General features: G+C 45.2%; 21 protein-coding genes. 6 read left to right on the forward strand and 15 right to left on the reverse strand.

All coding sequences use genetic code 11. The features are described from left to right. Window positions 1-24: 24 nt before the first annotated feature. Together VM802_RS28715 and VM802_RS28720 are read left to right on the forward strand one after the other, a co-directional pair. A complete protein-coding gene (locus VM802_RS28715; protein WP_325537290.1) occupies window positions 25-1,038 on the forward strand; it encodes a fumarylacetoacetate hydrolase family protein in 1,014 nt (337 codons plus the stop codon). A gap of 2 nt (window positions 1,039-1,040) precedes the next feature. Then, window positions 1,041-1,916 carry a flavin reductase family protein gene (locus VM802_RS28720; protein WP_325537292.1) on the forward strand — a complete coding sequence of 292 codons (876 nt, stop codon included), beginning with the start codon at window positions 1,041-1,043 and terminating at the stop codon, window positions 1,914-1,916. Window positions 1,917-1,977: 61 nt separating this feature from the next. On the opposite strand, the gene VM802_RS28725 is transcribed toward VM802_RS28720, so the two are convergent. The 3 genes from VM802_RS28725 to lysS form a co-directional block, all read right to left on the reverse strand. Then, window positions 1,978-2,745, reverse strand: coding sequence for a DUF4197 domain-containing protein (locus VM802_RS28725; RefSeq protein WP_325537294.1), 768 nt, complete (start codon window positions 2,743-2,745; stop codon window positions 1,978-1,980). 34 nt (window positions 2,746-2,779) lie between these two features. Then, complete coding sequence (locus VM802_RS28730) at window positions 2,780-3,613, reverse strand: universal stress protein (protein WP_325537296.1); 834 nt, start codon at window positions 3,611-3,613, stop codon at window positions 2,780-2,782. Between the two features lie 183 nt (window positions 3,614-3,796). After that, window positions 3,797-5,305, reverse strand: a complete 1,509-nt coding sequence (gene lysS, locus VM802_RS28735) for a lysine--tRNA ligase (protein WP_325537299.1) — start codon at window positions 5,303-5,305, stop codon at window positions 3,797-3,799. A gap of 295 nt (window positions 5,306-5,600) precedes the next feature. Here lysS and VM802_RS28740 point away from each other — a divergent pair, with 295 nt between their 5' ends. After that, the gene (locus tag VM802_RS28740) at window positions 5,601-7,742 is read left to right on the forward strand and encodes a S9 family peptidase (protein ID WP_325537300.1); all 2,142 of its coding nucleotides are present in this window, start codon (window positions 5,601-5,603) and stop codon (window positions 7,740-7,742) included. Between the two features lie 719 nt (window positions 7,743-8,461). Here VM802_RS28740 and VM802_RS28745 read toward each other — a convergent pair. From VM802_RS28745 to VM802_RS28760, 4 genes are all read right to left on the reverse strand, one after another. After that, complete coding sequence (locus VM802_RS28745) at window positions 8,462-8,800, reverse strand: tRNA-binding protein (RefSeq protein WP_325537301.1); 339 nt, start codon at window positions 8,798-8,800, stop codon at window positions 8,462-8,464. Between the two features lie 235 nt (window positions 8,801-9,035). Continuing rightward, entirely contained in the window at window positions 9,036-9,584 is a 549-nt protein-coding gene (gene lptC / locus VM802_RS28750) for an LPS export ABC transporter periplasmic protein LptC (RefSeq protein ID WP_325537302.1), read from the reverse strand. A gap of 102 nt (window positions 9,585-9,686) precedes the next feature. Beyond that, on the reverse strand, window positions 9,687-10,979 hold the full coding sequence (gene bamG, locus VM802_RS28755) for a beta-barrel assembly machine protein BamG (RefSeq protein WP_325537304.1): 1,293 nt from the start codon (window positions 10,977-10,979) through the stop codon (window positions 9,687-9,689). A 170-nt stretch (window positions 10,980-11,149) separates the two neighbouring features. Next, complete coding sequence (locus tag VM802_RS28760) at window positions 11,150-11,785, reverse strand: LON peptidase substrate-binding domain-containing protein (RefSeq protein WP_325537306.1); 636 nt, start codon at window positions 11,783-11,785, stop codon at window positions 11,150-11,152. A 161-nt stretch (window positions 11,786-11,946) separates the two neighbouring features. Between VM802_RS28760 and meaB the strand changes: the two genes are divergently transcribed. Then, the gene (gene meaB, locus VM802_RS28765) at window positions 11,947-12,849 is read left to right on the forward strand and encodes a methylmalonyl Co-A mutase-associated GTPase MeaB (protein WP_325537369.1); all 903 of its coding nucleotides are present in this window, start codon (window positions 11,947-11,949) and stop codon (window positions 12,847-12,849) included. On the opposite strand, the gene VM802_RS28770 is transcribed toward meaB, so the two are convergent. Next, window positions 12,828-14,111 (reverse strand): chloride channel protein, encoded by a 1,284-nt coding sequence (locus VM802_RS28770; protein ID WP_325537308.1) that lies wholly within the window; start codon window positions 14,109-14,111, stop codon window positions 12,828-12,830. The two genes, meaB and VM802_RS28770, sit on opposite strands and share 22 nt — an antisense overlap. Window positions 14,112-14,322: 211 nt before the next feature. Here VM802_RS28770 and VM802_RS28775 point away from each other — a divergent pair, with 211 nt between their 5' ends. Both VM802_RS28775 and VM802_RS28780 read left to right on the forward strand, forming a co-directional pair. Continuing rightward, complete coding sequence (locus tag VM802_RS28775) at window positions 14,323-14,901, forward strand: protoglobin domain-containing protein (RefSeq protein WP_325537310.1); 579 nt, start codon at window positions 14,323-14,325, stop codon at window positions 14,899-14,901. A 91-nt stretch (window positions 14,902-14,992) separates the two neighbouring features. Beyond that, window positions 14,993-15,610, forward strand: coding sequence for a MarR family winged helix-turn-helix transcriptional regulator (locus tag VM802_RS28780; protein ID WP_325537312.1), 618 nt, complete (start codon window positions 14,993-14,995; stop codon window positions 15,608-15,610). A 59-nt stretch (window positions 15,611-15,669) separates the two neighbouring features. Here VM802_RS28780 and VM802_RS28785 read toward each other — a convergent pair whose 3' ends face one another. From VM802_RS28785 to cyoE, 7 genes are all read right to left on the reverse strand, one after another. Beyond that, complete coding sequence (locus VM802_RS28785) at window positions 15,670-15,885, reverse strand: CAMCR motif-containing small membrane protein (RefSeq protein WP_524537105.1); 216 nt, start codon at window positions 15,883-15,885, stop codon at window positions 15,670-15,672. Window positions 15,886-15,950: 65 nt separating this feature from the next. Further along, window positions 15,951-16,523, reverse strand: a complete 573-nt coding sequence (locus tag VM802_RS28790) for a DUF420 domain-containing protein (protein ID WP_325537316.1) — start codon at window positions 16,521-16,523, stop codon at window positions 15,951-15,953. Between the two features lie 81 nt (window positions 16,524-16,604). Continuing rightward, window positions 16,605-17,294, reverse strand: coding sequence for an SCO family protein (locus VM802_RS28795; protein ID WP_325537318.1), 690 nt, complete (start codon window positions 17,292-17,294; stop codon window positions 16,605-16,607). Window positions 17,295-17,353: 59 nt separating this feature from the next. Next, window positions 17,354-17,770 carry a cytochrome C oxidase subunit IV family protein gene (locus VM802_RS28800; protein WP_325537320.1) on the reverse strand — a complete coding sequence of 139 codons (417 nt, stop codon included), beginning with the start codon at window positions 17,768-17,770 and terminating at the stop codon, window positions 17,354-17,356. An 85-nt stretch (window positions 17,771-17,855) separates the two neighbouring features. Next, window positions 17,856-18,530 carry a cytochrome c oxidase subunit 3 gene (locus VM802_RS28805; protein ID WP_325537323.1) on the reverse strand — a complete coding sequence of 225 codons (675 nt, stop codon included), beginning with the start codon at window positions 18,528-18,530 and terminating at the stop codon, window positions 17,856-17,858. A 27-nt stretch (window positions 18,531-18,557) separates the two neighbouring features. Further along, the gene (locus VM802_RS28810; RefSeq protein ID WP_325537325.1) at window positions 18,558-19,121 is read right to left on the reverse strand and encodes a cytochrome c oxidase subunit 3; all 564 of its coding nucleotides are present in this window, start codon (window positions 19,119-19,121) and stop codon (window positions 18,558-18,560) included. A gap of 21 nt (window positions 19,122-19,142) precedes the next feature. Further along, window positions 19,143-20,018, reverse strand: coding sequence for a heme o synthase (gene cyoE, locus VM802_RS28815; protein ID WP_325537327.1), 876 nt, complete (start codon window positions 20,016-20,018; stop codon window positions 19,143-19,145). Window positions 20,019-20,109: the final 91 nt, after the last annotated feature.

Here is a 20,109-nt window from a genome sequence, read left to right on the forward strand (position 1 = left end):
CACCCTAACAACAATCAGAAAAACATGAAACTCGTAAGTTACCTGAGAGAAGAGACCGACCAACTGGCTATACTGGTAGACGGGCTGCTTTACAATACGCAGGACCTTCATCCCGATCTGCCCAATAATATGGGTATGTTCCTGATGGCCTGGGAAGAAGTTATCGATATCGCCAAACATGCAGATGCGCAGCTGAAAGCGGGTTCCCATCCCGGATCAGCTAAAGGTATCCCGGTTGAAAGTGTACAACTGCTTTCCCCCGTGCCCTTCCCGACATCCTGCCGCGATGGTTATGCATTCAGACAACACGTAGCAGCAGCCAGGCGTAACCGCAAGGTAGAGATGATCCCGGAGTTTGATCAATATCCTATCTTCTATTTCACCAATCACAATGCGATCCAGGGTCCCGGCGATATACACTGCATGCCCGATCATTTCGACAAACTGGATTTTGAGCTGGAAGCTGCTATTGTTATCTGCAAAGCCGGCCGCAACATCACAGCCGCCGAAGCAGATGAATACATCGGCGGTTATATGATCATGAACGACATGAGCGCACGCACCCTGCAGATGGAAGAAATGAAACTCAATCTCGGCCCCGCCAAAGGAAAAGACTTTAGCACCGTGGTTGGCCCTATGCTGGTAACCCCTGATGAGCTGGAGTCCTTCAGTATACCTGCAAAACCCGGTCATACCGGCAACAACTATAGCCTGAAAATGACCTGTAAGGTAAATGGCATCCAGGTGAGTGAAGGTAATATCGGAGATATGGACTGGACTTTTGCCGAAATCGTGGAACGTTGCGCATACGGCGCCAATATCCTTCCCGGCGATATTATAGGCAGCGGCACCGTAGGCACAGGTTGTTTCCTGGAACTTAACGGCACCGGCAAACTCAATGATCCCAGCTACCAGGAACAGTGGCTACAACCCGGTGATATAGTGGAAATGGAGATAGAAGGACTCGGAACCCTCACCAACACTATTATGAAAGAGGATACTGATTTCTCAATACTGAAGCTAAAGAAAAATGTATAGTCATGCAGGTGATTCCTTCTGAAGTAAAAACCGGTGAGCTGCATGCACTGTTGCTGGGCGCTATTGCCCCACGCCCTATCTGCTTTGCCAGTACAGTGGATAAAGACGGCAGGCCTAATCTATCGCCCTTCAGCTTCTTCAATGTATTCGGCTCCAAGCCACCCACCATCATATTTTCACCAGCCCGCAGGGTCCGTGATAATACGATCAAGCATACACTGGAAAACATCTATGCTACAAAGGAAGTGGTGATCAACGTTGTTACCTACAACATTGTCCAGCAAACATCCCTTGCCAGCTGCGAATATCCCGTTGGTGTAAATGAATTTGAAAAGGCCGGCTTCACGGCATTACCATCAGAAAAGATAAAACCTTTCAGGGTAAAGGAAAGTCCGGTACAGATGGAGTGCGTGGTGAGAGAAGTGATTGAAACCGGCCAGGAAGGCGGTGCCGGAAACCTCGTGATATGCGAACCGGTACTGATTCATGTTGATGATAGCATACTGAATGCATCTGGTAAAATTGACCCTCATAAAATAGATCTTGTTGCCCGAATGGGTGGTGACTATTACTGCAGAGCCTCCGGCAGCGCAGTATTTGAAGTACCCAAGCCCAATACCCAACTGGGAATAGGTGTTGATGCATTACCGCAGTCTGTGCGCCTGAGTCATATCCTTTCCGGTAATGACCTGGGCAAGCTGGCCAATGTACACGAGTTGCCACATATAGATGCCACCTTCCAGGATGATCATCTGAAAAACATTGTTCAATACTACAGCGTTACGCCTGACGAAATGGAGAAAGAGCTGCACCGGTATGCCAAGCAACTGCTTGAGCAGGATAAAGTGGATGCAGCCTGGCAGGTATTGCTGTATTAAATTAAAGAGCTGATAGCTAATAGCTATCAGCTCTTTAATCATTAGTTATCCTTACGATAAATTATTTTACCCCAAACACTTTCTTCAACAGATCAGTCGTTCTTGCAGCAGGGTTAGCCCTGATGGCTGCTTCTTCCTTACCTATCTGGTCAAACAGTGCATTAACAGCCATTGTAGTTACGTAATCCTGCAAATCAGGGTTTACTTTATTGAAAGTAGTAGGCAGCTTGTTGTAGGTGTTTACAATGTCACCATAAAAGCGTGTAGCGCTGGTACTGTCAAGCGATTTCTTCACCACTGGCGAAAATGCAGACTTCAGCTGATCGGTAGTTTTGCTTTTAAAAAATTCGGTAGCTGAATTGTTCCCGCCTCTTACCAGATTCAACGCATCAGTAAGCGTCATTTGTTTGATGGCATTTACAAAGATAGGCGCAGCATATCCTACTGCTTTCTCTGCGGAACGGTTAATTTGCAGAATAGCTTTATCCACTTCGCTGCCAAGACCAATACTGCGCAGCGTATTACCAATTTTCACAGCATCCGGAGGCAACAGTAACTTATAAAGTTCATTGCCAAAGAAACCATCTGTTTTATTCAGCTTCATAATGCCCGCGGTAACGCCTTTGGAAAGCGCTTCCTTGATAGCAGAACCGGCTTCTGATTCAGTTATATTAGCGCCAGTGGAGCCTGCTGTATTGCCGGGTGTTGCAGTTGTAGAAGTACTTCCGGCAGCTTTGTTCAGTTTTTTGCTCAGTTTGTCCAGGAGCTGTGCCTGGGTTGCCTGCAGGCAGCATACGCCCAGCAGTACCAACAGTGTTTTTTTCAGCATAGTTGTTCTATAAATTGATTGTATAAATATTACGCTATTCATGTATTGTAAGTAATGGAATCTGTGTCTTAAAGGCCAGTTTGGAAGTATTACTTCGTTTGAAGATGCTTTCAAACAGGCCATGTTTCTTGGGAATAGTAATGATCAGATCTGCATGTATATTTTCTGCAAATTCTACTATCCCCTGTACAATGTTCGGATTATCAATAAAGTGATATTCAGGTTGATAATCTTCCAGCAAGGTATCCAGCATCAATGTCTCAAAAGGAGTATCTGTGGTAAAGTTCCTGCTTTCATGGTCTATATTGATGACATGCAGTTCCCCATTAAAAGCTCCCAGGAATTTCTTGAGCGGCTCTATAGGTGTGGTATCTGCCACTTTACGAAGATCGCAGGCAAATACAATTTTTCGTATCGGTGCAAATGTGGTATTACCGTGCGTAATCAGTACCGGGCAGGTGGTATGCTTTACCACATCAATTGTATTGGAACCAACAAAGATTTCCTCCATCTTACTTCCGCCTGTAATCCCCATCACTATAAGATCCACTTCCTCTTGCCTGCACACACTATCGATGGTGGCCGCCAGCAGGGTATTGTCGGCACGTGTAACAACAGTGGCTCCTGCAGGAAGCAGGGGAGCGAGTTCCTTTTTCATTTTCTCTAACCCTTCCATACTCGATTCCCTCAGGTCTTCCGGGTTTACCATTGGCACTGCAGTAGGCACATCCGGGATGGGTACAATCAGCTCATATGCATGATAAAGTATAATACGGGAGGTTCCCAGCTGGGAAGCCAGCGCCAGCGCGTAACTAGCAGCATTATAAGCAGTATCAGAAAAATCTGTAGGGATTAAGATCGTTTTCATATGGCTAATTTTAATATACAGTAAAAGGCACTACTTAAAGTTAACAATGAGAAACCGTAAATGTGCGCTTCTCTGCTGCATAAAGAAAATTTAATGCCACTTTCCGGCAAGGCTGATAAATAAAAGCGCCGGAGATATAATACTCCGACGCTTTGCACTTTTTTATGTTTTAATTAACTGTTTTTATTTCTCCGGCTTCATCTGCGGGAAGAACAACACATCCTGGATAGAGGGCTGGTTGGTCATTAACATGGTAAGACGGTCAATACCGATACCGATACCGGAAGTTGGCGGCATACCATACTCCAGAGCACGGAGGAAGTCGTAGTCGATATACATGGCTTCGTCATCGCCGCGTTCCATAAGCTGTACCTGCTCTTCGAAGCGCTCGCGCTGATCGATTGGGTCATTCAGCTCACTATATGCGTTGGCAATTTCCTTACCGTTCACCATCAGCTCAAAACGCTCTACCAGTCCAGGTTTGCTACGGTGTTTTTTGGTCAGCGGGCTCATTTCTACCGGGTAATCGGTGATAAAGGTAGGCTGTATGTAATGGCCTTCGCATTTCTCGCCGAAGATCTCATCGATCAGTTTTCCTTTACCCATTTTGGCATCCACATGGATATTCAGCTGTTTGCATACATCGCGCAGCTGAGCTTCGTCCATACCGGCAATATCAAAACCGGTATGCTCCTTAATAGCTTCATACATGGTGACACGACGGAAAGGCGCTTTGAAGCTGATCACTTTGTCGCCCACCTGCACGTCGGTGCTGTTGTGGAGAGCCAATGCGATCTTTTCCAGCAGTGTTTCTGTAGTGCGCATCATCCACTCATAATCCTTATACGCCACGTACATTTCCATTACGGTGAATTCAGGATTATGGGTACGGTCCATACCTTCATTACGGAAGTCTTTTGCGAACTCGTACACACCTTCGAAACCACCTACGATCAGGCGTTTCAGGTATAACTCATTGGCAATGCGGAGATATAACGGTATATCCAGCGCATTGTGGTGAGTAGTGAAGGGGCGGGCAGTAGCGCCGCCAGGAATAGGCTGGAGGATGGGAGTTTCCACTTCCAGGTAACCCAGGTGGTTATAGAAATCACGGATGGTTTGCAGAATCTTTGTACGTTTCACAAAAACATCCCTTACTTCCGGATTTACTACCAGGTCAACATAACGCTGACGGTATTTAAATTCAGGAGCAGTCACTTCGTCAAACACCTGTCCGTCTGCAGCCTTCACCACAGGTAGCGGGCGCAACGCTTTGGCCAGTATGCTGATTTCCCTGGCGTGTACGGATGTTTCTCCTGTTTTGGTGATAAAGGCATAACCTTTAACCCCAATAATATCACCGATGTCTAACAGTTTCTTGAACACAGTATCATAGCCGGTCTTGTCTTCTCCCGGGCAAATATCGTCACGGCGAACATAAAGCTGAATACGGCCCACCTTATCCTGTATCACTACAAAAGCAGCCTTACCCATATCGCGCACACTCATGATGCGTCCCGCCAGGCAAACATCCTGGAACTGTTCTTTGGTTTCTTCCGAATAGTTTGTTTTTATATTAACGGAAGTATCATTAACCGGGTACTCGGCTGCAGGGTAGGGGTCTATGCCCAGGTTATGCAACTCCTGTAATTTTTCCCGGCGTATAATCTCTTGCTCAGATAATTGTGTCATGTAATTATTTGTAAGTGCCAAATTTGGAGTGCAAAAATAACTGATTATGAGGAGAACTTTATAATAAAGGGCTGTAAGACTACAGCCCTCCCTATTTTTTGACCATATCCTATGAAAACCGCGTTAAAGATAATCTGCCCCGCTGCTATATACAGCCGGGTTAACACCAGGGAAGGATTTATTTTGCGCTGCTGCATCAGGCAGGCAGTTCCACTTATGGAAATTGTTATGGCTATTATCATGTAATGCTTATTTTCACGCGCCAACATCAAATCACCTGACAGATTTTAATTTTATGAGAAGCTTACATTGGTTAAGACCAACCAGTATAACCAGCGCAGCCTTGTTGCTGACAGGTATGCTGCAACTTCATGCACAGGAAAAACAGGATATCACCTTTGAGCAAGCTTTTAGAGGGAAAGCCACCGACATTACCAAACCTTTACCCGTTATCAAAGGATGGGCTGATGCCACCCATTACCTGGAAATGCGCCCTGATGCTGGATCTGGCCGCATGCAGGCATGGACCGTTGACGCAGCAACCGGTAAATCCGAAATATATACGGCACCTGTAGATGGTCCCAGCGTAGAAGTTCGTGAAAAGGATATATTCTATAAATCCGCCGACGGAAATACAGCCCGTCTTACCAATGATCCACAGGAAGAAAAAAACCCTACCTTATCCCCTGACGGAAAATATGTAGCCTTTACCCGTAATAATGACCTTTATAGTGTGGAGGTAGCCACCAGGAAGGAAATCCGCTACACCAATGATGGTTCCGATGTTATCTATAACGGATGGGCATCCTGGGTATATTATGAAGAGATATTGGGTCGCCCTTCCCGCTACCGTGCATTCTGGTGGAGTCCTGACAGTCGCCACATTGCCTACATGCATTTCAATGACAGCAAGGTGCCTGTATTCCCTATCTATAGCGAAAAAGGCCAGCATGGTTATTCAGAAAACACCCGTTATCCAAAAGCCGGAGATCCTAACCCGGCCGTGAAACTGGGCATCGTACCAACAACAGGCGGCCCCACCGTATGGGCCGACTTCAACGAAAATGATGACCAGTACTTCGGCACCCCCTTCTGGAATAAAGACGACGGCCAACTCTGGATACAGTGGATGAACCGCGGACAGGATAATCTGAAAATATACAGCATCCAACCCGGCAACGGTGCTAAAAAAGAGATCTATAATGAAAAGCAACAAACCTGGATCGACTGGTTTGACGAAGTACCATTCTTATCTAATAAACAGGGATTTCTGATTAAAAGCGACAAATCAGGCTGGACTCATCTCTACCTGCATAACGTGGACGGCTCCCTGAAGAAACAACTTACATCAGGGAACTGGACTGTGAAAGACGTGATCCAGATTGACGAAAAGAGCCAGGTGGTTTACTTTACTGCCCGTAAAGAAACTTCCGCCCGCTTTGATCTGTATAAAGTGAACATGAAAACAGGCGCCATCAACCGCCTGACTTTCGGTAATTATAATCATATCATCTCCATGGCTCCAGGCGGGAAGTATTTTGTTACAACGTACTCCAACCTTCAAACACCAGGTAAGATGGCCTTGCTGGATAACTCCGGCAAAGTGATCCGGGAACTGGGTGACGGCAGGGGCAGCAAATATGATAGCTACAACCTGGCCAGAACGGAGCTGAAAACATATAAGACCCGCGACGGGCTGGAATTACCGATGACCATCATCATGCCTGTGCATATGGAAGCCGGGAAGAAGTATCCGATCCTGATCAGTATTTATGGCGGCCCGGACGCCGGCACTGTATATGATACCTGGAAATTGTCAAGCACACAGCAATGGTGGGCGCAGGAGGGGTTGATCCAGGTGGCTATTGACAACCGCAGCAGCGGGCACCTGGGCAAAACCGGTATGAACTATATACACCGCAAACTGGGTATCTATGAGATTGAAGACTATATGGATGCGGCGAAATGGCTGCGTTCCCAATCCTGGGCAGATGCAGATAAGATCTGCATTACCGGAGGCAGTTTCGGCGGATATATGACAGTAATGGCGCTGACTTATGGCGCGGATGTGTTCACCCACGGCATTGCCCATGCAGCCGTTACTGACTGGCAGCTGTATGATAGCCACTATACAGAGCGCTACATGGACAGCCCTGCCGAAAACCCGGAAGGCTACAAGCAAACCGCTGTAATGACTTACGCTGATAGATACAAGGGGGTACTCCGCATTGCCCACGGCACCATGGATGATAATGTGCATCTGCAACATTGCTTACAGTTCTTAGATAAACTGGAGAATCTCAATAAGCACTATGAGCTGATGATCTATCCCGGCGAGCGCCATCGTTTTGAGGGTCTCAAGGCTGCACATTCTCTTGGGGAAACCAACCGGTTCATTTACCATAACCTGTTAAACAAGCCCTACCCGGAGCACTAGACTTGATACGCTGAAAATCAAGTACTTGTAATTAGCACATCAAGTCCACCTATACTCCGGTATTCCAGTATTGATCAGGGTTGTAGCGTGTTCAGATCCGATGGTAAGCATAGATAAAACGACAACGCCCCCCTGCTTCAGCAGGGGGGCGTTGTCGTTTTATCTATAATGATTTATATTATCGTAACAGACCTTCTAAAAAAAGAAACAGGGCTGCAAGACTACAGCCCCGAAAAATTTTAACCATATCTTTATTGAAAAACCTATCCCAAAGGTGAGCGTTTTCTCTGAGTATTGAGAGCTTCATTTTGTGAATGATATATTTTTTTCGGGGAACGTAGCAAAATGCAGGGTGAACGCACTGAGTATAATTATGCCCTCAAGATGGCTCATTGGGCGCCAAATTTCCATAAAATATTGATTATAAGAGGAGTATCCAAATCATGCCTTTCCCAGGTACTATTGGAACGAAAATAAAAAAGGCGGTAAGAATACCGCCCTTGTAATAATTTTAACCATATCCTATGAAAAACCTAGAACAAAGATATAGCTACGATTTTAGTCTGTATTTTCATTTCCGTGAACGATGTATTATTGTTCGTGAAATGAAGAATATGGTAAATATGGTATCATATTAAACAAAATGCGATATTATAATAATTTAAAATTATAATATTTGATTAGATATTATAATTTCATAATCAGTACAAAAAAGGTATTTACCCAATTCGTTGCCCATTTTTGGCTGGTTTATCGGGCTTTAGGAGTACTACCTCCTTATCATCACCCACTACCCCCAGCACCAGGCACTCAGACATGAAGGTGGCAATTTGTTTGGGAGGGAAGTTAACTACCGCTATAATTTGCTTGCCTATCAGCTCTTCTTTCTGGTAAAGGCGGGTTATCTGGGCAGAAGATTTTTTAAGCCCCAGCTCCGGACCAAAATCTATCAGCAGTTGATAAGCGGGGTTACGGGCCTTCGGAAAATCATTCGCTTCCAGGATTGTGCCGACCCGCATTTCTATCTTTTCAAAATCCAACCAGTTTATTGTTTCCATATCCTAACAGTTTCTCTAAATATATAAATATAAATATCTCATAACCGATCTCCAACGGATTTATTTATCAAGTGAATGAAAGTCAGGATATATGGTCGTTTTATCGTAGAAAACATATTAAACTGGCATAGTTATTGTTTTTAATATTACAAATTTTAGGTTAAAAAATAGGTTAAAGCTAAAGAACCCCCGCCTTCAGCGGGGGTTCTTTAGTTATATAGATTCCGGTAATTACTTATTGAGTGGAAACACTATCCTGTACGGTGATAGGGCCGCTTACACTGATTATCTTTTTCTCGCTGAAATCCTCGTTGGCTTCCAGTCCCCATCCATGGAGTGAATCGGTAGGGGTTTTAATAAACACTTCTTTGGTGGAGTAGAAGATCTTGCGCTTCGGGTCCCAGTTCAGCTCTTTGGTATCCAGGCGTTCGCCTTTCTTATTGATAACCACAACACTATCAGACAGGTATACGTTGCCTTCATCTTCCAGGTACTTACCTTTTTTGGCAGACAACGTGCTTTCGAGCCCAAGGGTATCGTTATACATAAACACTTTGAGGCCCTGCTTGAACTCAACATAGGCAGGCTTATCAATACTGCGTTCCATAGCAGGCGCCGTTAGCTTGGCGTTTACCTTTCCGCCCTGGCTGAAGATCGTGATAATGTCAGTACCGTTCTCCACCGCAGCTTTTTTGGAGTCGAACTCCATCACCGCCTGGATGTCGTTTTCACAGCCTGCCATTATTCCTGTCAACAGTATAAATAAGATAAATTTTCTGGTCATTGATATTAAAGATTTCCAAAGATACGATGGCATATTATAACGTAAAAGTGGAATGCATTTCACACACATTCCACTTTTACCTATTCTCTTATGCCAATGGCATTAATCGTATTTCTTTTTGATAAACCATCTGTCGCTCAGGGTAAAGCCCAGAGACAGGCGGTAGATATTCTCTTTCAGCGCAGTATTGTTGCTGCCGCGGTGCGCAACTTCAAATGCTACGTTGAGCATACTATATTGGTTAGAGTATGGCATGCGGCGTACTGGCAGGCCAGCACCTACTGTGAAGCCGAGGATATTCATATCCTGGCCGTTCAGCTTCAGGTAATCCAGGCCATAGTAGGCACCCAGGCGGTATGCCACGCGGTTCCAGTATCCGCTGAGCGCTGTAGCGTTTGGTACGAACTGTCCACCAACCGACATTTTCCAGGAGTTCTGGAGAGAGTCTTTGGCTCCGTAGTTGGTAAAGTTGCTCCATTGTGTAGTATTGAAGTCAACACCTACCAGCCATTTATCGAACTTGCGCAGCATCAAACCGGCGCCGAATTCCTGGGGATATACAACTGTTCCTTTATCACCTTTTACATAGCTTACGGTGTCAAGGGGAGTAAAGTTATCGGAAGATGCATTGTAAAGCTGATTCTGGCTCAGGCTTTCTTTCTTTGCTGACATATTCTGCTTCAGACTTCCGGTAGCGCCGAAAGACAGGTCCATTTCCTTGTTGAGTTTGGCGCGGTACTGAATACCTACTTTATAGAAGAAACTGTTGTAGCTGACACGCTGCATGTGCCTGGAGGAATTGATGTCAGTTACAGGGTAAATAACGTGTGTATTGGTTTCTACGCTACCAAAGAGGTATCCAACGTTAACCCCGATACTAAAATTCCCGATGCCTACGCCGGTTCCACCATAGATCTGATAAAGCCCGCCGCTGCCTTCATACCTGTTGGCGATAGGCATTTTCAGGGTATCGAAGAAGGTTTTGTCTTCAGACTGCTGGAGGTTGTAAGTTACCCTGGTAACAGGGCGCAGACCCAGATTGAGGCCCCATTTTTTAGCCAGCGGGATACCAATCTGTAAATAAGATATTGTACCAAAGCCTGAGCTGAACTTGGTGTTTTTATCGGCAATAGAGCGGGAACCGCCTTCAATGCCCACATCCAGTGTAGTCAACAGCAGGTTGGAGTAGCTGGCCGGATTGATAAAGTTAACGGATTGCGGATCGCCATAAGCCTGGGATACGCCACCCATACCACGGTTAACCGTATTCTGGTTGTTATTCAGGTCGCCGAGGCCGTAACGCGAATATGGAGAGTTATCCTGTGCTATAGCATTATTTGCCACCAGGAAAAAACCAACCAGGAAGCAAAGAATACTGACTTTTGTCCAATGCATTTCGTATGAGATATTGAGTTTAAACCCTTGTCCAGTGAAAATATGGGTTTGCAAATATCTACTTTTTAAGGCGGGAAGCAAAAAAAACCAAATTCCGCCCTGTTAAAAACGCGTTAAAGTTACCGTTCTTTTCCTCGAAAACCTTTACCAGACAATCACCTTCATAAAAATTACAAATTTTCAGCAGATAAATTCCTGAAATGCCCATTTAGCTTTACCCGCTCCTTCAGGCGCTCCATTTCGGCCATCATGGGAATTACCTTATGCAGGTGGCGTTTGAGGTATTCCAGGCGCTGTACTTCGTAAAAGAGGTGCAAGAGCTCATACTCCTCCTGCAGAGACAGCCCTGCGTGGTGAGCCAGATCGTAGGCAGCAAGTTGGTTATCAGGCTTTTTGAATACTTTATGTATCTGTAATATGGCATGTAACTCCCTGACTGCATGCAGCACCTCATCCAGGAGGCGGGAATTACCGGAGGAGTTATTTTCCGGATAGTTTACAATGGCGCCGCCATAAAGTTTATCCGGGATGGCATTGATGTGTTCCAATGTACGGAAAACGCTGGTGCCTCGGGTTACCAGGTCCATCTCTCCGTTATCATAGACCTTTGCTACCTTTTCTATCTCCACCAGGGTGCCGTATTCCATTACTTCCTTGTTGATAACCGCAGGTATACCGAAAGGTTTACGCTCAGCCACACATTCTCCGGCCAGCTGTTTATAGCGGGGTTCAAATACATGCAGGTTCAGCTGTTCACCGGGATACACCACCACGCCTAACGGAAATATGGAAATAAAGTTGGTCATCTTACGAAGTCGTATTTAATCTAAAGATAAAAAAAACGATCCTCATAGAAGATGCAGTGCCAGCTTATCATGCATACTTTTGCAATATATTAAGTAAAAGAAATACCTTTATAGATAACATTATTACTATTTTACTTACTCTTAAACAGCAAGTGTTTGTGATGTACCAGCCATATATTGAAGGATTACAGAAAGGAGATATTAAATCGCTGGCGCGGTGCATTTCACTGGTAGAAAATGAATCCCCGGGTTACGAAGCACTGTTGCAACAGCTGCCTGACAGCAGTAACACGAAAGTAATAGGTGTTACTGGTCCTCCGGGAGCAGGAAAGAGCACACTTGTAAATGCACTGATTTCTCACCTGCTGGAACAGCAGAAACGTATAGCTATCATCGCTGTAGATCCATCGTCGCCATTTAACTTCGGCGCCTTGCTGGGAGACAGGATACGTATGAGCCAGCATTTTAATCACCCCGATGTATATATCCGTTCGATGGCCAGCAGAGGCGCACTGGGTGGTCTTAGTCCCAAGATCATAGAAGTAAGTGACCTCATCAAAGCAGCCGGCTTTGATTATCTTTTTATTGAAACAGTGGGAGTAGGGCAGAGCGAAGTAGAGATAGCAGGTATTGCTGATACCACCATCGTGGTAGTGGTACCGGAAGCAGGCGACGAGATACAAACCATGAAAGCCGGATTGATGGAGATTGCAGACATCTTTGTAGTAAATAAGTCCGATCGTGATAATGCAGATGCCTTTGTGAAGAACCTGCGCCTCCTTGCCCACAGCAGGCAGCACGATGGGTGGGAGATCCCGGTTATCAAGTCAGTAGCTACACAACTGCAAGGTATACACGAAATTGTAACCGCCATCGATGCACATCATCATGCCGTATCGCACGAACAACGCAGACGAGTCTTGCTACTCACAGAAAAAGCCTACCAGCTGATACAGCACCGACGAATGAAAGACATCAACAAAAGAGAGTTACAAGCATCTATACAACAACAACTACAGCAACATTCGTTTAACCTATACCGTTATATCTCTACTTTCAGCTGACCATCCACTCGTTTCTTAACCAGGAAGAACGAAACACTGTATGCGGCTACAGTAGCACATATTAAAGGAAGAATTGTTTCAGGCTGGTGCGTAGTTTCCACTGCAAAAATCACCGTAGTGATCAGCGCTCTTGATACACCTGCCAGCATAGCTGCCATGCCGATCAATGCAGCCATGCCCGGATTGATAATCGCCGATGGCCATGCCACCTGGAAGATCACCGCCAGCAAAAGCCCCAGTGCCCCTCCTATTAACAGCAACGGCATAACAGTGGTACCCGTTTTGGCGGATGATGTAACAATCATCCAGCTAAGCAATTTCATAAGACTCAATGCAAACAACAACTGTAATGTAACATGTGCCTGCAACAGGTCATTGATATACTTATTACCTGTTCCCAGTATCTCCGGAGTAGAGCAGGCCAGAAGGCCCGTCAATATTGCACCTGAAAGCATCCACCACCGGCTTTGCTGTAGCAGCTGGTCAAACAATCTGTTTAACCGCTTCATCAATCCAATAATCAATGCTGAGAATAAACCGATCAACAGGCCTATGGCAGTATAAACCAGTAAGGCTTTAGCACTTACCGCAGGCCCATTGCCAAGTATGAAAGCAGGTTCAGTTCCCTGAAAGAAGTAATGTAAAGCAGCCCCTGTTACCACGCCTGCCAGTACCGGCAGTATGGATGCAAAGCTCCATTGTATCAGCAACACTTCCAATACCAAACACAGCGCGGCCACCGGTACACCAAAATACCACGATAAACCGGCAGCGATGCCTGTTATCGATAGGATATTCAGTTCTGCCGCATTTATCTTCAGTTGCTTCTGCATTTGCACAGCCAGCGCGCCCGGAATCAACATTACAGGACCTTCTTCCCCCAGTGGAGCACCAGTACCAATGATGGCTGTCAGGCCCAATACTTTCAGCAACGGGTTGTTGCGCCATTGCAGGAATATTGCTACTACAGCTCCCACAACAGGGATTAGCAGTATAGCTTTACCCAATTCCGTATCTGCAGGAATATCAGTGCCGGGGCCTGGATTTCCGAAAAAAGACAGTTGTGTAATTACATTTATCAGCCACATTATGCCCGTAGCAAGCATGATACCGGTGGCAGATACCAGTACCGCCAGTACGATGAGGTACGGCATTCTGGTAAGATCTAATGCCGGCGCAATTTCCGGCCCATTGTTATCCTGTTGCGGAATAGGGCTTAACAATAAACCATTCCTGTTAAAGCGATGAAAAAAGTTCTGCATGTATAGTGATTATAATGCTGTATCTACGGCGTCCAAAGCTAAGTTGTTGGGTGCAAAATCTCAAATTATTTTGATTCTCTATGTATATATCTGATCATAACACTTTGTTAACCATTCGATAAATAAACAGGAATACTTTTTTTAGTTAGGAAGCCTCATTATATTTGTATCAGACCTACAACTTTTTTGTGAGGCGAAATAAACTGTATGTATGGATAATGCAGTGCAAAAAGGATCTATAATACCCGACCCAAAAGGCTCATCGGTAGACGCTCAGACGTTAGTAAAGCTAAAAAGGATGATGTTGTTTACACAGGAAGATGAACAGATGCTTACTTTGGCAGGCGAGCTCCTTGCACCACATGCCGAAGCCATACTTAACAGATGGTATGAAGGCATTGCTGCTAATCACTACCTTGCCAATTATTTCACAAGCAGCGGCTCCCCTGATCTTGATTACATTCAGTCGTTAAGGCCCCATTTCAGGGAATGGATCACCCGGTTGTGTGAACGCCCGGAAAGTGGCCGCTGGTGGGAATTTGAACAAAAGATCATCAGCCAGTTGCAGGCAAAGAATCAGCCTCTCAATGATCTGCCTGCATTTCCTGCTGCTTACCTTCGATATATATTTACCTTCATTTATCCAATCAGTGAGATAGGTAGGGAATACCTCATCAATACGGGTCATAAGCCGGAAGACGTCTCAAAGATGCATCAGGCCTGGTATAAAGCAGTGAGTCTCAGTGTACTTCTATGGATATACCCGTCGTCACAGCAGGCGCCATTCTGAAATTATTTTTTTCAGGATATTACTAAGATGTTATTTAAACAGATAGTTTTATTTGTACCTTGCTCCGCTAACTATAAGGACAGCGTATTATATGGGGAAAATTTCCGCATTCAGCCCCGCTCAACAGGCAGAAAGCACATCTAGCAAAGTTGTTGTAGCATTGGAGCGCCTATCAGAGGCTTTTAGAGTACTTTTATGGCAAGAGGCCACCCAGTATGGGTTAAGTCCCATACAGATACAGGTGCTTACCTTTATGCTTCATTATCCAGAAGAAAAGCGTACGGTTACTTCTCTGGCGTCATATTTTAATATGACCAAAGCCACTATCAGTGATGCTGTGAAGTCGCTGGAACAGAAAAGTTACCTTGTAAGGAAGCCAAGTACTACTGATACCCGCAGCCATACTCTCCACTTACTGAAAGAGGGAAGGGCAATTGCTAAAAAGGTAGAACACTTTGCCACTCCTTTACAGGAAGCTGTTGATGCCAAGCCAACGAAAGAGCAGGGTGCATTACTTGAGCAGTTGATGCAACTTATCCATCAGCTCAACCAGGAAGAAGTTATCACAACGCAACACATGTGCTTCAACTGTGCGCACTACTCCCAGAAAAAAGGAGGACATTACTGCAATCTGTTTAAGACTACCATGAAGCAAGCAGATCTTCTGGTAGACTGTACCGATTTTGAACTGAGTGAGGAAGAAGCGTAAGGGGGAAAACAGTTTTTAGCTTTTAGCTTCTAGTTCCTGGAAGCTAAAAGCTATTTATTTCAGGCTTCGCGATTGCTTCTCCACCAGCGGAAAGCAAGGAATCCGATAATTAACAAGGGAGTGAGCGCCAACATCAGGATACCATTGTTTAACCCTTTGGCTGGGCCTTCTCCTAGTTGCTGAGCCGTTTTCGTGCACAATGAACACTGTGCCATGAGAGATGAACCCATCATTGTAAGGACTCCTGTAAGTAATAACAAACTCCACTTTTTCATAGCAAAGAAATTATCTTAATCTGTCAAAATTAATCCATCCCCTTTAAAATCCCTGATCAAAATTATCAATGGTAATAAGGGGAGATCATGATATAAACGATCACACCGGTAACCGCCACATAAAACCAAATTGGCCAGGTGATACGGGCTATTTTACGGTGGCGGGGAATATCATTCTGGAAGCCGCGGAGCAGCGTAAACAATACCAGCGGCACAATAATACCTGCCAGAACAATGTGTGTGAGCAACAGGAAATAATATGCATAACGGACGCCACCCAGCAGCGCTTTTTCACCGGCATCGAGCACCCCGTTATGATCCACGTCTCCGAAGCGTGTTTCCGGCGCCAGTGCATGATAAGTTACATAAGACACCAGAAACACTATCGACAGGGTCACGGCAATCAGGTTGGTGATCTTATGCGCTTTCACATGCTTATTCTTGATAAAATACAGACTAGCCAGCAGCAGTACAGCAGTGGCTGAATTCAGAATAGCATGGAAAAGGGGAAGGATCTTTATGTCGAAACCGGGATGCATCTCTGGTTTCGGAAGGAAGAACAGCAATGCCACCACTACTGGAATAGCTACAGACACAATAGCAATGGGGGTGTTCAGGTTTTTGTTTTTCAGTTCCATATACCTACAAAAAAGCGAAAGGTGAATAAAGAAAGATGAACTACCTTTCTCTATTCACCTTTCACAAAATATTTTCTTCAATCAGTTGCCGGAAAATATTCGCTTCAGGAATTGCAGAAAACCGGGCCGATGTCTGCCTTTTTCAAGGTGCAGTGTGGCGATGTCTGATGCGCATTGCCTCACTGCGTTGGAATCGAGTCCGTTGTAATACCCTCTGATGTTCCGGTCTTTATCAATCAACACTAACTTCTCTGTGTGTACGAAATCATCCGGGCCTCCATCGCCTTCTGTAACTGTTACGAAGAACTCATGTCTGGCGAGGTCGTAGATTTCTTTTTTATCGCCGGTAAGCAGCCACCAGTTATCAGGATTGACCTGGTAATCGTAACCGTACTTCCTGAGTTTTTGCACTGAATCTCTCACCGGATCTACTGAAAAGGAGAGTATCTGTAATAAAGAGTCGTTCTTTATGTATGCACTCTGTACTTTTCTCAGGTTTTTGGTAAGGGTAGGGCAGATAGAGGGACAGGAAGTGAAGAAGAAGTCCACCAGGAGAACTTTTCCTTCCATGTCTTTAAGGCTTACCTGCTGACCCAGCTGATTGGTGAGCTTAAAATCCCTGATCTTGTGAAAAACCGTATCGTAAGTAGTCTTTCCGTTCTTCACGATGGTATCTACTCTTTCCGGAATAAAATACCCTGGTATAGGTATTACGTTCTTACTGTAATGGTTCACAATAAGATAACCAGTGAGAGGCACCAATATTGCCAATGCAACCCCTAAAATAGCCCTGCGAGAAATGGTACTTGAGATTTAACAGTCAAAAAAAACTAGTAGTGTTTGCCGCCGTGTTCAGCTTCTTTTACAGGAGCTTTCGGTGCTTCAATCTTAGTGCCTGGGCTCAGATCTTTGATCATATTTTTCCAGGAGTTACCCTCGTACAGGAAAGCGATGATGAACCAAACGAACAGGAGCAAAGGAATTAAGATAGTGTATATCAGGTTTTTGATTTCATGACCGAGGTGCATGAATTCAGCTACGATGTAAAATGCTTTCACTACTGTAAGGCCAACGAATACAGCGTTCAACAGTACTCTGCTGGGGAAGCCTGTTTCCAGGTGTAAGAATGCCAGTCCGATTTCCACCATAGTGATACACAGCAGTATCCAGAATGTTCTCCAGATAGTTTTGGTAGAAGAAGCAGCATGAGTGCTTTCATGTTCCGCTGCAGTATGTGTATGCTCCATTGCTAGTTTAAATTAATAAGTTCCTAATAATTCAGATTCCAAATAACTGATAACAAACCTTGTATCTGTATTGCAGCTCCGATGCTTACAGCAGGTAGAAGCAGGTGAATACGAATACCCAAACCAGGTCTACAAAGTGCCAGTACAGACCTACTTTTTCCACCATTTCATAGTGACCTCTTTCTTCGTAAGTTCCTTTCAGTACGTTGGCCAGGATGATGATATTGAGTACCACACCTGAAGTTACGTGCAGACCGTGGAAGCCTGTGATGGTGAAGAAGAAGTTGGTAAAGTTGGTAGATGCGAGCGTACCATCTACGTTAGCGAAAGGATTGCGTCCCCACCATGCGCCTTCATGATACAGGTGTGTCCATTCCCATGCCTGACAGCTCAGGAAGGCGATACCACCAACGATAGTCCAGGCGAGCCATTTGGCCACAGCTTTCTTATCTCTCATGTGACCGGCGTGTACAGCCAGTACCATGGTTACAGAACTCATGATGAGGATGAATGTCATCAAGCTCACGAATACCAGCGGGAGGTTGGCGTGTCCCATACCAGGGAAAGAGCGGAAAACGTCATTCGGATCAGGCCAGGATGTGCTGGAAAACCGGATGGTACCATAAGAGATCAACAATGCGCCGAAAGTGAACGCATCTGAGATCAGGAAGTACCACATCATCAACTTGCCATAGCTCACATTAAAGGGAGAATATCCTCCGGCCCACCATTTTTTCTTCGCTGTAACTGCTGTATCCATTGTTAGTTTTATAAAATTTTACAAAGTTTATCTCGCGATACTTAAAAAAATTAACAGGTAAATCCACAATGCATCCACGAAATGCCAGTAAGTAGCGGCCACTTCGATGGGCACTGGGCTGTAGGTACGTACGCGGGTTCTGTAAGCCCTGCCAAACATAACGAGCAGTGCAACCACACCACCCAGAACGTGCAACATGTGTACGCCTACTATAACGTAAATAAATGAGGCGGAAACCGGCCCGTCGAGCGGTAATCCGTTGGCCCTCATCTGAGAAAAACCTACCCACTGAAGTGCGGCAAATGCCACACCAAGTACAGCTGTTACTGTTATCAGCTGTTTGTAGCGCTGCATATTCCTTTCTTTAAATTTCTTTAAAGCCAGGTGTATGGTCAGGCTACTTAATAATATCACAGCAGTGGATAACCAGAAAATATGCGGCAGTTCAAATGCCAGCCAGTTAGCCTGCGATCTCTTCACAACGTACGCACTGGTAAACCCGATGAACATCATGGTAATGCTACCCATTGCTATCCATAGGGAATATTTGTGCGGATGTATTTTTTTACGTTGTATGCTCATTGTATGCATCACTCCTTCTGTTTCGGTTTATTAAGCTTTGTCCAGCAGTTGTGAGAGCTGGATGACGGTCAGATAGATATAAGATCCGAACATCAGCTTACGTGCTGCGGGAACGTCGTTCTTTCTGTACAGGTTAATAGCGCGGTACAGGAAGAATACTCCTGCAAGAATAGCTACTATTGCAGACATACTGCCTGTTATTTTCAACAGGTAAGGCGCTACTCCTGCGGGGATGAGCAGTAAAGTATACATGGCGGCCTGCAAGGCAATGTACCTGTTTGGTTCGCCATTAGCTGGCAACAGTTTGAAGCCGGCCCTGCTGTAATCTTTATGCCCGATCCAGGCAATAGCCCAGAAATGTGGGAACTGCCAGAGGAACTGGATAGCAAACAAAGACCAACCACCTTCGCTCAGGTTATCTGCGCCGGCAGCCCAGCCGATCAACGGGGGCAATGCGCCAGGAATGGCACCTACCAGTACTGCCAGTGAATTCCACTTTTTCCACGGTGTATATACGAAGCCGTACATTACCAGTGAAAATAAACTGAGGATTGCACTGAGCCAGTTGAAGCAGTAGGCCATCACAAATATACCAGCCAGTCCGGTGATAACGGCTACTCCGATTGCCTCGCCTTCAGACATACGGCCGGAAGGCAGCGGGCGGGGCGCAGTACGCGCCATCAGTTTATCTGTATTCCGCTCCCAGATCTGGTTGATGGTATTGGCTGATCCGGAAACCAGCAACCCACCGGCAAAAAGTAAAAGAATCTTAACAAGACTAAACTCCACACCCGGCACCAGCAGATACCCTACCACACATGAAAATACCACCATGAAGGTGAGATTAAACTTCATCAGTTGAGAGTAATCCTTCACCTTGCTCGCTACTGCAAACGATGTCGACAATTTTATGGAGTTTTCTTGCAACATTTTTTTTCTATCCACATCCCGGGTCTTTAATCCGGGACAAATTTACAAACATCACATCAGAACAAAA

It is taken from the genome of Chitinophaga sp. (assembly GCF_035538455.1).
GTDB lineage: Bacteria > Bacteroidota > Bacteroidia > Chitinophagales > Chitinophagaceae > Chitinophaga.